Source organism: Uliginosibacterium sp. 31-12 (assembly GCF_030548425.1).
In the GTDB taxonomy this organism is placed as follows: Bacteria; Pseudomonadota; Gammaproteobacteria; order Burkholderiales; family Rhodocyclaceae; genus Uliginosibacterium; species Uliginosibacterium aquaticum.
Genome location: NZ_JAUOOA010000005.1, coordinates 84,960 through 100,639, shown reverse-complemented (window position 1 = coordinate 100,639; position 15,680 = coordinate 84,960). Strand labels below are relative to the sequence as shown.

General features: G+C 62.8%; 7 protein-coding genes. 6 read left to right on the top strand and 1 reads right to left on the bottom strand.

Annotation, left to right across the window (positions count from 1 at the left end):
• The first annotated feature begins 50 nt into the window (after nucleotides 1–50).
• The 3 genes from purL to Q3Y64_RS11145 all read left to right on the top strand — a co-directional run bounded on the left by purL (nucleotide 51) and on the right by Q3Y64_RS11145 (nucleotide 6,862).
• Nucleotides 51–3,977 carry a phosphoribosylformylglycinamidine synthase gene (purL, locus tag Q3Y64_RS11155; RefSeq protein ID WP_303561824.1) on the top strand — a complete coding sequence of 1,309 codons (3,927 nt, stop codon included), beginning with the start codon at nucleotides 51–53 and terminating at the stop codon, nucleotides 3,975–3,977.
• Entirely contained in the window at nucleotides 3,935–5,095 is a 1,161-nt protein-coding gene (locus tag Q3Y64_RS11150) for a BamA/TamA family outer membrane protein (protein ID WP_303561822.1), read from the top strand. Before purL ends, Q3Y64_RS11150 begins: the two co-directional genes overlap by 43 nt.
• Nucleotides 5,096–5,755: 660 nt before the next feature.
• Nucleotides 5,756–6,862, top strand: a complete 1,107-nt coding sequence (locus Q3Y64_RS11145) for a pectate lyase (RefSeq protein WP_303561820.1) — start codon at nucleotides 5,756–5,758, stop codon at nucleotides 6,860–6,862.
• Between the two features lie 145 nt (nucleotides 6,863–7,007).
• Here the strand turns inward: Q3Y64_RS11145 and Q3Y64_RS11140 are convergent, their stop codons facing one another.
• Nucleotides 7,008–9,086 carry a YCF48-related protein gene (locus tag Q3Y64_RS11140; RefSeq protein ID WP_303561818.1) on the bottom strand — a complete coding sequence of 693 codons (2,079 nt, stop codon included), beginning with the start codon at nucleotides 9,084–9,086 and terminating at the stop codon, nucleotides 7,008–7,010.
• A gap of 268 nt (nucleotides 9,087–9,354) precedes the next feature.
• Here Q3Y64_RS11140 and Q3Y64_RS11135 point away from each other — a divergent pair, with 268 nt between their 5' ends.
• The 3 genes from Q3Y64_RS11135 (at nucleotide 9,355) to Q3Y64_RS11125 (ending at nucleotide 15,660) form a co-directional block, all read left to right on the top strand.
• A complete protein-coding gene (locus Q3Y64_RS11135) occupies nucleotides 9,355–11,469 on the top strand; it encodes a hypothetical protein (RefSeq protein ID WP_303561816.1) in 2,115 nt (704 codons plus the stop codon).
• 285 nt (nucleotides 11,470–11,754) lie between these two features.
• A complete protein-coding gene (gene astC, locus Q3Y64_RS11130; protein WP_101943128.1) occupies nucleotides 11,755–12,969 on the top strand; it encodes an acetylornithine/succinylornithine family transaminase in 1,215 nt (404 codons plus the stop codon).
• A 99-nt stretch (nucleotides 12,970–13,068) separates the two neighbouring features.
• Nucleotides 13,069–15,660, top strand: a complete 2,592-nt coding sequence (locus tag Q3Y64_RS11125; protein WP_101943127.1) for a PAS domain-containing hybrid sensor histidine kinase/response regulator — start codon at nucleotides 13,069–13,071, stop codon at nucleotides 15,658–15,660.
• Nucleotides 15,661–15,680 lie beyond the last annotated feature (20 nt).

The following is a 15,680-nucleotide window of genomic DNA, read 5'->3' as shown; positions in this document are numbered from 1 at the left end:
TCCGGCCTCCCTCAGACCGGCCCGGCCGGTTTCAATCCAGAGTGCCTCCCATGTCCGACATCCTCAGCCTTCGCGGCGCACCGGCCTTTTCGGCTTCGCGCCTCTCTCGCCTATCCGAATCCCTGAGCAGCGCTGGCGTGAAATTGCACGCTCTGGCTGCTGAATTCTGGTACTTCGTGGAGGTCAAGGAATCCCTGTCGGCGCAGGAGCTGGAGCGTCTGGTTGATCTGCTCGATGCCCGCCCAGCCAACGCTGCAGCGCCGGCCGGCACGAATCTGCTGGTGACGCCGCGTCTGGGCACGATCTCGCCCTGGTCCTCGAAGGCCACCGACATCGCTCACAACTGCGGCTTCGCCAAGATCGTGCGTATCGAGCGCGGCATCCAGTTCTCGCTGGATGGCAAGTTCGCCCGCGAATCCGTGCTGTCGCTCGTGCATGACCGCATGACTGAATCTGTGCTGGACTCGGTAGAAGCCGCTGCTGGCCTTTTCGCCCATTATGCGCCGCAGCCGCTGACCAGCGTCGACATCCTCGCAGGTGGCCGCGCCGCACTGGAAGCTGCCAACGTCGAGCTGGGGCTGGCTCTGTCGGACGACGAAATCGACTACCTGGTCGAAAACTTCACGAAAGTTCAGCGCAACCCGACCGATGTCGAGCTGATGATGTTCGCGCAGGCGAACTCGGAGCACTGCCGCCACAAGATCTTCAACGCCGACTGGATCATCGATGGCCGCAAGGAAGAGAAATCCCTCTTCGGCATGATCAAGGACACCCATAAGGCACACCCCGAAGGCACCATCGTTGCCTACGCGGATAACGCGTCGATCATCGAAGGCTTCGAGGTAGATCGCTTCTACCCGGATGCCGATGGTCAGTGGGCTTACCGCAAGGAACTGACCCACATCCTCGCCAAGGTGGAAACCCACAACCACCCGACCGCGATTTCACCCTTCCCGGGCGCTTCGACCGGCGCAGGTGGCGAGATCCGCGATGAAGGCGCGACCGGCCGTGGCTCGCGCCCGAAGGCTGGTCTGGCGGGCTTTACCGTGTCCAACCTGAATATCCCCGGCGCGACCCAGCCCTGGGAAAAGGCTTATGGCAAGCCGGAGCGCATCGCTTCCGCGCTGGACATCATGATCGAAGGCCCGCTTGGTGCTGCGGCCTTCAACAACGAATTCGGCCGCCCGAACCTGACTGGCTATTTCCGCACTTTCGAGCAGGAAGTCGAAGGCGAAGTGCGCGGCTACCACAAGCCGATCATGATCGCTGGCGGTCTTGGCTCCATTCAGGCCGAGCAATCTTTCAAGACCAAGTTTGCCCCCGGCACGCTGCTGATTCAGCTTGGCGGCCCCGGAATGTTGATTGGTCTGGGCGGCGGTGCAGCGTCCTCGATGGCCACCGGCAGCAATGCGGCCGATTTGGACTTTGCCTCGGTGCAGCGTGGCAACCCGGAAATGGAACGCCGCGCGCAGGAAGTCATCGACGCCTGCTGGCAACTCGGCGACAAGAATCCGATTCTGGCCATGCATGACGTGGGCGCGGGCGGCCTCTCCAACGCCATGCCGGAGCTGGCCGATTTCGCTGAACTCGGCGCGCATTTCGAGCTGCGCAACATCCAGATCGAAGAGCCGGGCATGAGCCCGCGCGAGATCTGGTCGAACGAGTCGCAGGAGCGCTATGTGCTGGCGATCGCGCCCGAATCGCTTGGCCTGTTTGAATCCTTCTGTGCCCGCGAACGCTGCCCGTTTGCAGTGGTTGGCACGGCAACGGGCGACGGCCGCCTGCAAGTAACTGACAGCCACTTCGGCAATCACGCCGTCGACATGGACATGCAGGTGCTGCTCGGCAAACCGCCGAAGATGACCCGCGACGTGGCGACGCGCCCGATCTACCTGCCGCCTTTCGACGTGAGCGAGATCGACGTGGCGGACGCCGCGCTGCGCGTGCTGCGCATGCCGGCGGTGGCAAACAAATCCTTCCTGATCACCATCGGCGACCGCTCGGTGGGCGGCCTGACCGCGCGCGATCAGATGGTCGGCCCCTGGCAGACACCGGTGGCGGATGTGGCCGTCACTGCGATGAGCTTCCACGGCTACACCGGCGACGCCTTTGCGATGGGCGAGCGTACGCCGCTGGCCTGTGTAAATCCGGCAGCCTCGGGTCGCATGGCCGTGGGCGAATCCATCACCAATCTGCTCGCAGCAGACGTCGCCAAGATCGGCGACATCAAGCTCTCCGCCAACTGGATGGCCGCCTGCGGCCAGCGCGGCGAAGATGCGCGCCTGTTTGATACGGTGAAGGCCGTGTCTGAATTCTGTATCGGTGCCGATCTGTCGATTCCGGTCGGCAAGGATTCGCTGTCCATGCGTACCACCTGGAAGGAAGGCGCGGAGGCCAAGTCGGTGACTTCGCCGTTGTCGATGATTTCCACGGCCTTCGCGCCGGTGCAGGACATCCGCAAGACCCTCACGCCGCAGCTGAAGATCGAAGAAGGCATCGAGACCGAACTGGTGTTGATCGATCTGGGCAAGGGCAAGCATCGCCTTGGTGGCTCGATCCTCGCACAGGCTTACAACTCGGTCGGTGAGCATGCGCCGGATATCGACGCCGCGACCCTGAAGGCCTTCTTCACCGGCATCACCGCGCTCAAGCAGGCGGACCTGCTGCTGGCCTACCATGACCGTTCCGATGGTGGCCTGTTCACCACTTTGGCCGAGATGGCCTTCGCTGCCCGCTCCGGTATCTCGATCGAGCTGGATTCGGTCTGCTACGACGGCATGGTCAATGACATCGACGGTGCCGAAAAGCGCCCGGATATGCTCAAGGGCCGCTTCAATGATCGCGTCTTCGGCGCGCTGTTTGCCGAAGAGCTGGGCGCGGTGGTGCAGATCCGCCGCAGCGACCGCGAGCGCGTGCAGATCATGCTGCGCGAAGCCGGCTTGGGCGCAGAAACCCACTTCATCGGTTTCCCGAATGATCGCGGCGCCCTGCGCATCCGTCGCAATGCCAAGACCGTGTTCGAGGCTGATGTGCATGAGCTGCTGCAGGCGTGGAGCGAGGTCAGCCACGAGATCGCACGCATCCGTGACGACGCGACGAGTGCCGATCAGGAATTCGCCGCGCTGGCTGACAAGACCGATCCGGGCCTGTCCGTCGCGCTGAGCTTCAACGCGGCTGAAGATGTCGCGGCGCCTTACATCGCCAAGGCAAGCGCGCGTCCCAAGGTCGTGATCCTGCGCGAGCAGGGCGTGAATTCACAGAACGAAATGGCCTCTGCGTTCGAGGCGGCAGGTTTCGCAGCGTTTGACGTGCACATGTCCGACCTGATGGCGGGTCGCGTGAATCTGGCGGACTTCCACGGTCTGGCGGCATGTGGCGGCTTCTCGTATGGCGACGTGCTCGGCGCCGGCCAGGGCTGGGCCAAGTCCATCCTGTTCAATGACAAGTTGCGCGAGCAATTTGCTGGTTTCTTCCAGCGCAGCGATACCTTCGCGTTGGGCGTGTGCAACGGCTGCCAGATGATGAGCAATCTCGCCGAGATCATTCCGGGCGCGGATGCCTGGCCGCGTTTCCAGCGCAACCGCAGCGAGCAGTTTGAAGCCCGTACGGCGATGGTCGAAGTACTGGAATCGCCGAGCATCCTGCTCGCCGGCATGGCTGGCAGCCGCATGCCTATCGTGGTCAGCCACGGCGAAGGCCGGGCGGATTTCAGCCAGCATGGTGTGCAAGAGCAGGCGCTGGTATCGCTGCGCTTCATCGCCAACAATGGTGAGGTTGCCAGCAGCTATCCGGCCAACCCGAACGGTTCGCCTGCCGGCATTACCGGCTTGACCACGCCGGACGGACGCTTCACCATCATGATGCCGCACCCGGAGCGCTGCCGCCGCACGGTGCAGATGAGCTGGGCGCCGACCACGCTGGGCGAGGATTCACCATGGATGCGTATGTTCCGCAACGCAAGGGTGTGGCTGGGCTGATCGCCCGGCTTACGGTGCTGGCCAGCATGATGCTGGCCGCATCGGGTGTGCTGGCGGATGAAGGCGGGCGTTTCACCGATCCGGAAGACGGCCGCTTCGATGCCAGTGAACACCTGCTGAAATATCAGGGGGTGTTGCCGGTCCCGATCATCATTACCGAGCCGGCGGTGGGCTATGGCGCCGGGGTGGCCGCCGTGTATTTCGACGAATCGATTGCCGATGCGTCACAGCACAGCATGGCGGAAACTGGCCGGCGGGCGCCGCCGAACATCTCGGCCTTCGGCGGTTTCAAGACCGAGAACGGCACCTACGGCGGTTTTGCGGGGCACATGCATAGCTGGGATGGAGACCGCATCCGCTACCTTGGCGGTGTCGCCAAGCTTGCCATCAATCTTGATTACTACGGCCGGCAGGGCAACGCCCAGCGTTATACCGTGGATGGTCTCGGTCTGGTTCAGCAGGTGCTGATGCGTGCCGGCGATACGCCCTGGCTGTTCGGGCTGCGCTATGCCTATTTCGATTCCGAAATGCATTTCGATCGTGAACGTCCGCTGGACCTGCTGGATCAAACCTTCAAGCAGCGTCTGGGCGCAGTCGGGGCCTTGATCGATTACGACACGCGCGACAATTTTTTGTCGCCGAATGCCGGCAGCTATGTCGAAGGCGAGGGCAACTTCATGCGCCCGGAATTCGGCAGCACCAACAGCTTCGATCTGCTGGGTGCGCGCGCCTACCACTGGCAGCCGCTCAGCAAAAGCCTGGTGCTGGGCCTGCGGGGCGACTGGCAACTGGCGCAGGGCCAGGTGCCGTTCTGGGCACAGCCCTACGTCAAACTGCGCGGCATTCCTGCGGCGCGCTATCAGGATCGGCAGGCGGCGGCGGGCGAGCTGGAGCTGCGCTTCGCGCTGGATGAGCGCTGGTCGGTGATTGGCTTTGGTGGCATGGGCAAGGCCTACGGCGGGCGCAACGACTTTGCTGAGGCTGAACGCGTGACATCCTGGGGCGGTGGCTTTCGCTACCTGATCGCACGCAAGCTGGGTCTGCTTGCTGGGCTGGACATCGCACGTGGGCCAGATGACACGGCTTTCTATATCCAGGTCGGCAGCGCCTGGCGCTGAACTCGCCAGGCGATTGCGCGTCGCACAGGCTTCGCCATCTATTTTCGCCATCTATTGCCTCGATCCGCTAGTGCTGGCCTGAACTGTTTGAAAGGTTTGTCTATAAACTCATTGAAATTTTCTATTTATTCACGCAAAAAATTTTCCGTCCGGCGGGCCCCGCGCTTTGGTGCACTGCCGGAGTTTGTCGCATGCTGCAGCGCTCTCAGACATGGCCTGGGGTGATCCGGACGGGTATTGCGCGCCACACCCAGACCGTGCTTTGTAGGCTCTCTGGTTTATGAAATTCACTGATAGGCATTGGTTTTCTGCTTCTCAGGGGACGTCAGCCTGAACCGATGGGTCAGCCTGCAAATTACTTTGCGGATCCGTCGGGCAACAGTGAGACGCAGCCTTGTCTTCGGCATGCACCGATGTTGCGCCGCAGCGTCATGAGTGCTGACGGAGGCACATGTATTTGTAGGTGGGTTTGATACAAGGGTAAACGCCTATTTTTGTCCATTGGTCGCGCTTATGCTGCGCTTGTCTCCATGGCTTGACCTGCGAATCGTCCTGCAAGATAGTGCGCACCACTGAACTTATTACTTCAGTCGTAGTAGCCCGGCATCGGCGGCCAAACCCTTGTAGGGTCTTACTAAAACATTGGCAGGAGACAAGACTATGCGTAGCAAGATCCTGATGGGCCTCGCGGCCCTCGCTTTCGCCGGCACTGCTTTTGCCGCGACTGATTATCCCGACGGTTACACCAAGTGCGTCCAGAACACTGGCGCCAGCTGCAGCATGAGCGGTACCCGCAACGTTGCGCTGGGCAAATCCGGCAGCTTCGTTTATGCCGTCAAGACTGGCAGCTTCGCCTGTATCGGTTCGGCTTTCCCGACCAATTCCTACACCACTTCGGCTTGGTGTTCCTACGGCGCAACGACGAGCGCCAGCAGTTCCTCCGCAGCTACTTCGAGTGCAGCGGCTTCCAGCGTCGCTTCGTCCGCAGCAGCTTCGAGCAAGGCCGCTTCCTCGGCGGCTGCTTCGTCCGCAGCCGCCAGCAGTACCGCCGCCGGCAGCATCAACATGACGATCCCGGCCGCTACGGCGACTGTGACAAATCCTGGTACGACCACCATCCCGGCGGGCAGCACCAAGAGCTACGGCAACCAGCGTATCGGCGTGAAGAACTCCGTGGGCAACTGCACCAGTGAAGGTCAGATCCCGGTCTTCATCCTTGAAGAAGGCGCAACCCTGAAGGATGTGATCATTGCCGGTGGCGTGAATGGCTCCGACGGCGTGCATTGCAAGGGCTCCTGCACGATCCAGAATGTGTATTGGGAAGACACCTGCGAAGACGCAGCCTCCAACCTTGGCGCGGGTTCGACCATGACCGTCAAGAACGTCATCATCGCCGGTGCGACCGACAAGGCCCTTCAGCACAACAGCAAGAACAGCCTGACCGTGCTGCAGGATTCCTATATTGCTGATACCGGCAAGGTGTGGCGCTCTTGCGGTAACTGCACCAACAATGGCGGCCCGCGCAAACTCACCCTAGACAATGTGAAGGTCGGCAAGGCTGGCTCCATCGCGGGAGCCAACGGTAACTACGGTGACGTGGTGAAGATCCGCAAACTGCAGATCAAGGGTTACAAGTCCGGCAGCCCGAGCGTTTGCGTCGAATACAAGGGTATTGAGAAGAACGGTAGCGCTGAATCGCCGAAGATTGGCGAGAAGTGGAACACCTCTGTTTGCGACGTCAGCACCTCTGACGTGGCTGCCTACTGATCGGCGATTGCTAAGTTCTGCAAGACGAAACGGGCGCTGCGGCGCCCGTTTCGTTTTTCAGGGTAGCCGGCTTGGCAGCAAGTGCTGAGCTCAAGTGGATGCCCAGGCGCCAGCCCTGCGAAGGGGCCGGACAGAGGGATTCGTTTTACTGCCCCAGGCGCAGGATTCGATCGCCCCAGAAGAACAGGCTGCCACTGGCCGGATTGAGCAGGCTGCCGGCGTAGCGTGTGGGCTCGGGCGGGCTGGCTTCGCGCCAGCTCAGGCCCAGATCGGTGGATTGCAGGATGGCACCGCCACGGCCCGCCACCAGCAGGCGCTGACCAGCGGGGTCGTGGGCGATTAGCCGCAGCAGATCGGAGCTGCCGGAGGGGATGTTCTGCCAGCTCTGACCTAGGTCGGTTGAGCGCAGGATGTAGCCCTTGCTGCCCGCGGCCAGGATGCCGCCGCGCAGGCCCGGGATTGGTGCAAAGTCCGACAGGCTGGTGAATTCCGGCAGCATGATTTTCTCGAAGCTGCGCCCGAGGTCGGCCGAGCGCAGGATGCTGCCCTCGTTGCCGGCGGCGAGAAAGATTCCGCCGATCTGGCGCAGGCGCGAGATTCCTTTGGCCAGCCCTGCTGGCAGGTTCTCCCAGTGCGCTCCGCCATCATCGCTGCGGGCAAGGCGATCTTCCCGGCCGGCGGCCACCAGCACGCCGCTGTGAGGCTCCTGATCCATGCTCAGCCAGATCGTGTCGCGGTCGGCGTCGCTGGCTTGCCAGCTCTGGCCCCCATCGTCAGACCACAGGATGCCCCTGGCGTTGCTCAGGGCGAGGATGCGCCCAGATGCCAGCAGGCGCAGTTGCGAGAGGGTGGCGTCGCCCGCGATCTGGTGTGTTTGCCAGCTCTGGCCGCCATCGCGGCTGCGCATCAGGGTTCCGTTGGAGCCGGCTGCCAGCAGGCTGTGGCTGGTTGGGTGATACAAGGCCGTGAAGAAATAGACGTTATCGGGCGCGGTGACGCGCTGCCAGCTTTGGCCGTCGTCGCGCGACAAGGCCAGGCTGCCATTGACGCCGGCCGCCAGTAGCAGACCTTCTGGGGGCGCACTGGCGATGGCATGAGTGTATGGGCCTAGGCCATGCCGCACGATCTGCCAATTGCGGCCATCGTCCTCGCTGCGCGCGATGAGGCCACCGCCTCCGGCAGCCAGCAGCGCGCCCTCAGGCAGTCGGCCGAGGGTTTCAAATTCCTCCATGCCAGCTTGCAGCACTGACTGCCAGAGTCTGCCGCCCTCGCTGCTGCGGAAGATGCTGCCTTGTGCGCCGGCGGCGATGAACTCGCCATCCTGGGTGGCGAGTACGGAGGAGATAAAGTGGCGGGTGCCGGTCTGGGCAAGCGACCAGCTCAGGCCGTCGTCTAGCGAGTGGAGTACACGCCCGTCCTGAGTCACGGCGGCGATCTGTCCTGTGCGGGCCTGGGCGATGGCATTGATAAGGGCGCCCGTAGCACCGCTTGGCAGGCGGGTGTTCTGCCAGCGCCGGCCGGCGTCGGTCGAGCGCAGGATTTCGCCTGTGCTGAAGGCCGCCAGCAGGCTCCCACTGGCGAGTTCGGCGAGGCGGCTGACGTCTCCGTTGGGCTGAACCGCGATGCGTTGCCAGCGTTTGCCTGTGTCGGTGGAGCGCATCAGCAGACCTTTTTCGCCGCCCGCCAGAAGGATTGAGCTAGATGTGTGGCGTAGCAGGTGGGCGATATAGGCACGTGTTGGCATGCTCACGGCTTGCCAGTGCTTACCGCCGTCGGCGGAGCGCAGTAGGCTGCCGCCTTCACCGGCAGCAAGCAGCAGGCCGGTCTTCTCGTCGGCGAGCAAAAGGCTGCGCAGCGCGAGAGGGGGAATACCTTCAAGCCGCTCCCATTGCTGGCCGCATTGGCTACTGCGCAGGATCGTGCCTTCGCTGCCGGCAGCAATGAACTGGCGACGCCCGGCATCGAAGAGCAGGGCTGAGAAGGTGGCACGCGCCGGGCTGGGGAGACTTTGCCAGTGGCGCCCGCCATCCTGGCTGCGCAGCAAGGCGGCATCGCTGCCGCTCAACAGGGTGGCCGGGCAGGCCGGGTCGCTGGCGGCGACAAAGAGATTGGCGTTACTGGTGCTGAAATAACGGCCATTCGAAGGCATCGCGCCCTGCGCAAAGGCGGCGTGCAGGCACAACGCCAGGGCGGTGGGCATGGCCAGGTGGAATGTCTGCTTCATCTGTCTCGTCCTGTGGTCCGAGCCGCTCTGTGGGGCTCTGCGAGCACGGATTCTGCCATGCGGCCTTGTGCAGCAGTTCAGTGTCCCGGAGCAAGGTCGCCGTCCTGTTGTTGTTCTCCTGCGTCAGAAGCAGCAGGGCCCCGCGGGCCGACCGCAGGATTTCCCGCATTTCCATGCCCTGCGCTAGGATCGCCCTTCCGCAGTTAGCGGAATACAAGCCAAACAAGGTGGCCCACCACCTGGCAATCCAAAGGAGACTGGATTCGTGATGAGCAAGCAGAAACTGTGTTGCGCCCTTGCCGCGCTGGGCTGTGCCCTGGTGTTGAGTGCCTGCCAGCGTGAGGCCGCTGGGGTGGGGGGGGCGACCCTGAGCAAGACTCCGCCGACCTATCGGGGCGTGGTGATCAATCCTGCGCTGTATGTCGTGGAGTCGACCGGCAGTGGCTTTCTTGCTGCAGGCTCCGATGGAGCCGTCTGGCGCAGTGAGGATGGTGGTCAGAGCTGGCTGCCGGGCGTGCCGGGGCGGATCGCATCGCTTGCACGTCTGGCCGAAGTGCCGGGCAGCACGCGGCTGCTGGCGCTGGGTGCCAATGGGGCGCTGCAGCGCAGTGAGGATGGTGGACGTAGCTGGCTGCCGATAGCCTCTGGGGTGAGTTCGGCGCTACAGGCCTTGTTTGTCGAGGCTGACGGACGTCTCGCGCTGGCTGCCGGTCTGGAGGGGGCCATGCTTCGCTCCGAAGATGGTGGCTTGAGCTGGGAACAGATAGCCCTGCCCGGGCCGGCAGCGATCGGCCGGATCGTGCAGGAGCCCAGGAAGGGACATTTGCTTGCGGTGGGTGGGGCAGGGGCAATCCTGCGCTCATCTGATCGCGGACGTTCCTGGGCGGGCATCGATGCGGGCGTGCGCGAAGGGCTGACCGAGGCGCTGGTCGAACAGCGTAGTGGCGATGTGTTGATCGGGGCTGGCAACGGTCATGTACTACGTTCAAGCGATGCGGGTACGCGCTGGAGCAGGCAGGCCACGGGCCTGAGTTACATCTCCCAGATCCTCCAAGAGCCGGATAGTGGCGTGCTGATTGCACTCGGGGCCGACAGCCATATTGCCCGCTCGGAGGATGGCGGCAAGCGCTGGCAGGTGGTGGCGGTGCCGATGCAGGGCGCCTTGCTGCGCGGGGTGTTGGCCGGAAAACGCATCGTGGCAGTGGGCGATCATGGCAGCACATTGGCCTCCGACGATCTGGGCAAGAGCTGGACGGCCCAAGCTGCGGGTGAGGATCGTCCGCTCAATTCGGTCGCCTTCGATGCCAGGAGTGGCAGCCTGGTGGCGGTGGGGGCCGGGGGATGGATCATCCGCTCGAGCGATGGCGGTCGGAGTTGGCAGACCCGTTCGCTGAGCATCGCCGAATATGTGCATGCAATTGCCCAGTGGCCGGAAAGCGGCGAACTGCTCGCCGCGGGCATCAATCGCACGGTGTCGCGCTCGAAGGATGGCGGGCGTACCTGGAGCAGCCAGATCATGGGGCAGCTGGTCGAGCCGGCCTATCTCTTCAAGGTGGCGTATGAGCCGGTCAGCAAAAGCATGCTGTTTGCCGGTGGCAAGCGCTCCTGGTTGCGCACGCCGGATGCGGGCGCCAGCTGGCAGCACGAAAGCACGGAGGGGCCGGTATATCAGGGTTTCGTGAGTCATCCGAAGACCGGGACGGTAGTTTTCTTTGGCGACTCAGGCGTGCTGGCGCGCCTGCCGGCCGGGGCCGTCAAGAGCGAGCCGCTGCCGCAATTGGTGGATGCCGCCTGGTTTCGGGGAGAAGTGGATGCCCAGACCGGCAGCCTGTGGGTGTATGGCGCCCAGGGCGCGCTCGCGCGCTCGGACGACGATGGCCGCAGCTGGAGCCTGATCGCAACCGGCACGGATGCCACGCTATATGGCGGCATATTCGATAGCGCCCGTGGCCTCTTTCTGCTCTCTGGCAGCAAGGGCCTGATCTTGCGCTCCGAGGATGGTGGGCACAGCTGGCTGCCGGTGGAGAGTGGCTCAGTGGCCATGTTGGGGGCGATGCTGCGCGATCCGAAAAGCGCAGCCTTGTTGGTAGCCGGGGCTCAGGGCACTGTCCTGCGTTCGACCGATGACGGCAAGCACTGGCAGTCTGCGCGCACAGGTACGGAAGTGCTGGTCCGCGCTTTTGCCATCGAGCCCGGCAGCGAGGCTTTGCTGCTAGCCGGGCGTGATGGCGTGATTCTGCGCTCAACCGATGGCGGCGAGACCTGGCAAGGCATTGCGTCCAATACCGAGTCCCGCATCAAGGCCCTGTTGCCTGATCCGAAGAGCGGCAATCTGATCGCCTATGGTGATCGCATCGTATTGCTGGAGCGGGTGGGTCAGTGAGGCTGGCTGTCCGGATTGCGTGGCATTCTTAGAAGCTGCTTACGATCTGACTGCGAGGCCGCTCATTGATCACTGAGAGGGCTCATGCGCTGCTCGGAATCCTCATAGATCAACATGAACTCCGGTTCCTGTGCGGTTCCTCACCCTGCTGACGCCCTCTCGCTACAGATCGTCAACAGCTTCTTAGGCAGGAGCAGCAGCGCGGCGAGCTTTGCCCTTAAAATGATTCTCCTTGCCTGGCGTCCTGCCGGGTGAGTGTGCTTCTCTCGCAAAAAGGATATTTCAGTGACTGCCGCCGTCTCCCGCGCCGATTTCGATCGCTACATGGTTCCCGTGTTTTCCCCGCTCGACATGATCTTCGTGCGAGGTGAGGGGTCGCGCCTGTGGGACCAGCAGGGTCGCGATTACATCGATTTCGGGGCCGGCGTGGCCGTAACTTCACTTGGCCACGCCCATCCGGCCCAGCTCAAGGCGCTCACCGAGCAGGCTGCCAAGCTCTGGCATGTGTCGAACTACTACACCAATGAGCCGGCCCTGCGTCTCGCGAAGAAGCTTTGCGACCATACCTTTGCCGAGCGTGTGTTCTTCTGCAATTCTGGCGCCGAAGCCAATGAAGCTGCGCTGAAGCTCGCCAGAAAACGCGCCGTGGACAAATACGGTCCGGAAAAGATCGACATCATCGCCTTCAACGGCAGCTTCCATGGCCGCACTTTTTTCACCGTGTCGGTCGGCGGTCAGGCCAAATACTCCTCTGGCATGGGCCCGAATCCGGCCGGCATCGTGCATGTCGATCTGCATGATGTGGAGGCTTTGCGCCGCGTGGTGGGCAAGAACACCTGCGCCATCATCGTCGAGCCTGTCGTGGGCGAGAGTGGCGTGGTGCCGGTACAGCCTGAGTTCCTGAAGCTGCTGCGCGAGCTGGCGAGTGAGTTCGATGCCAGCCTGATCTTTGATGAAGTGCAGTCTGGCAACGGTCGCACCGGTGCGCTTTACGCTTATATGAATAGCGGCGTCGTGCCGGACATCCTGACCACGGCCAAGGGTATCGGCGGCGGCTTCCCGATCGGCATGATGCTCACTACGGCTGCGGTGGCGGACAAGCACTTCACGCCCGGTGTACATGGCAGCACCTTTGGGGGCAACCCGCTGGCCTGTGCTGTCGCCGAGGCGGTGTTCGACGTCATCAACACGCCGGAAGTACTGGCGGGGGTGAAGCGCAAAGCCGCACATGCTGCCGGGCGTTTGCGCGCAATGGGCGAGAAGTACGCCTGTTTTTCGGAGGTGCGCGAATCCGGCCTGTGGCTGGGCTGCGAGCTGACGCCGAAGTTCGCCGGTCAGGCCGGCGCCTTCATGGCGGCGGCGGCCAGCAATGGCGTGCTGCATATTGTGGCCGGGCCGAACGTGGTGCGTCTGGCTAGCTCGCTGATCATCTCGGATGCTGAGCTGGATGAGGGGCTGGATCGCCTCGATCTGACCTGCGCCCAGATGGCCGGGCGCTGACGCTTTGCCGGTGAGTTGATGCAGAGTGTGGCGGAATGCAAGTTCCGCCCGCCTTTTGCCGTTCACCCCTTGCACCTCCCCTGAACTTTTTCTGGATCCATGCCTTCTTCGCGCGATATCGCCAACAGTGTCAGCCCAGATCTGAGCAGCTTGCGTGATGCTTTGCGGGCATTGGCTGCGCGCGCCGGCGTCAGCGATGGCTTCGAGGATCCGGCCAATGATCCGGTGCGCCTGATCTGGCGCCTGGTGCGCCTGATGGATCAGCAACTGCGCGAGAAGGATCGCCTTTCGCTGGCTCTTGATAACCGTCACGATGGCCTGTGGGACTGGGACTTGCGCAGTGGCCAGTGTTTCCTGAGCGAACTCTGGAAGCATGGTCTGGGTTATGTCGAAGGTGAATTTGGTAATCGCCGTGAGGATTGGGAGGCGCTGATCCATCCCGAGGATGTGCCACAGGTGCGTGAGCGTATCGATCTGCATCTGGTGGGCGGCAGCGAAGATTTCGAGGCCGAATATCGCTTGCGAGCCCGCGACGGTGACTGGCGCTGGATTTCCACCCACGGTAGGGTCGTGTCGCGTAGTGCGGATGGTCAGGCGGTACGTGTGGTGGGTATTCACCGCAACGTGACCGAGCGTAAGGGCTGGGAACTCGAGATGCTGCGCGCCAAGGAGGCCGCCGAATCCGCCAGCCGCGCTAAGGGTGACTTTCTTGCCAACATGAGCCACGAAATCCGCACCCCGATGAACGGCATCATCGGCATGACGGATCTGGCGCTCGATACCCAACTCGACGCGGAGCAACGTGGCTATCTGCAGACGGTGAAAAACTCCGCCGATTCGCTGTTGGCCATCATCAACGACATCCTGGACTTCTCCAAGATCGAAGCCGGCAAACTGGAGCTTGAGGACATCGAGTTCTCATTACCGGCCGTGATCTCGGATACCTTCAAGGCGCTGGCCCTGCGCGGTCATCAGAAAGGTCTTGAACTGGTGTTTGGCATCCAGCCGGACACCCCGCATGTGCTGCGTGGCGATCCGAACCGCCTGCGCCAGATCCTGATGAATCTGCTTGGCAATGCGATCAAATTTACTGAGCAGGGCGAAGTCGAGGTTTCGGTGCGCTGCGTGCTGCGCGAGGGAGCGCATGTGCGCCTGCAGTTCGATGTGCGTGATACCGGCATCGGCATTGCCCAGGCCAAGCAAGGTGAGGTGTTCGGAGCCTTCTCGCAGGCTGATACCTCTACCACGCGCCGCTACGGTGGCACCGGCCTGGGTCTGGCGATCTGCAAGCGCCTGGTCGAACTGATGCGTGGTCGTATCTGGTTGCAGAGTGAGCCAGCGAGGGGTAGTACCTTCTCCTTCACCATCGAGGTGGGGGCGGTGCGAGAAGCCGTGCAGGCTGAGCGGGTGGATCCGCGTTATGCACGCATGAACGCGCTGGTGGTGGAAGACAATCCGTCGGCCGCCCGAGAGATGACGGCCAACCTGCAGCGCTGGGGCTTCAGCGTGGATCTTGCCAGGAGTGGTGAGGAAGCCGAGGCCTTGCTCCAGCAAGCGGCCAAGAGTGGCTTCCCCTTCGATGTGATGTTGGTCGACGCCAATATGCCGGATCCGGCCGGCTTTGCTTTGCCCGCTTATTTTCACGGTGAGGGGGCGAGCTGCGAGCGTATCGTCATGCTGCTCACCTCCGATAGCCAGCGCAATGATTCGGCACGCTGCCGCCAGTTCGGCATCAAGGCCAATATCGTCAAGCCTGTGTCCTCCTTCGATCTGCTGGACGCCCTGCGCCTCGTGCTGACTCAGGAGCAGCCTGAATCCGCTTTGGAGCTGGCTGAGTTCCAGATCGACGACAGCCTCCTCAAGGCCAGCCCGCAGGCTCCCAGGAGCAAAGCGGTGCTGCTGGTGGAAGATAACCCTGTCAATCAGACGGTTGCCACCAAGATTCTGCAGCGCGCCGGCTACGAAGTCGTGCCGGCGGGCGACGGGCAGGAGGCGCTGGACTGGTTCGAAAAGCGTCGCTTTGATCTGATCCTGATGGATGTGCAGATGCCGGTGCTGGGGGGGATCGAGGCGACCAAGGCAATCCGGGCGCGCGAGGCGCGGCGCAGCTGGGCGATGTCCGGACGTTGGGAAGTAACGCCGATCATCGCCATGACGGCACACGTGATGCAAGGCGATCGTGAGCGCTGCCTTGAAGCCGGCATGGACGATTATGTGTCCAAGCCTATTCAGCCCTCCGAGCTGTTTGCTGCCATCGAGCGGGTGACCCGGCGTTTCGAGTCCACCGATTTTGAAGGCAATCTGAATGCGCTCGATGAACCCGGCAGTCCCATCGATCCGGAGGGAGGCGTTGCCGATCTGGGCCAGACCCGGGCACTGCTTGATGGCGACGAGGCTTCGGTGCACAGCCTGATCGAGATTTTTCTGGGCGATTACTCGCGCAACTGCAGCAAGCTAGAGGAGGCGGCTGCACGCAGCGATGCCAAAACGCTGTATACCGTGGCGCATTCTTTGAAGTCCTCGGTCGGCGTTTTTGGTGCAGTGATCGCGGCAGACGCGGCGCAAAGGGTGGAGCAGGCGGGGCGTCGCGGTGACCTGGAAAAAGCGCTGCAGGCCTTGCCGGAACTCTTGACGGAGCTCTCTCGTGTGGCGGCCTATCTGCGTAGCCAACTGCCGGATCCGGGCGCCTGAAAACGCCGTCGCAGCTACTT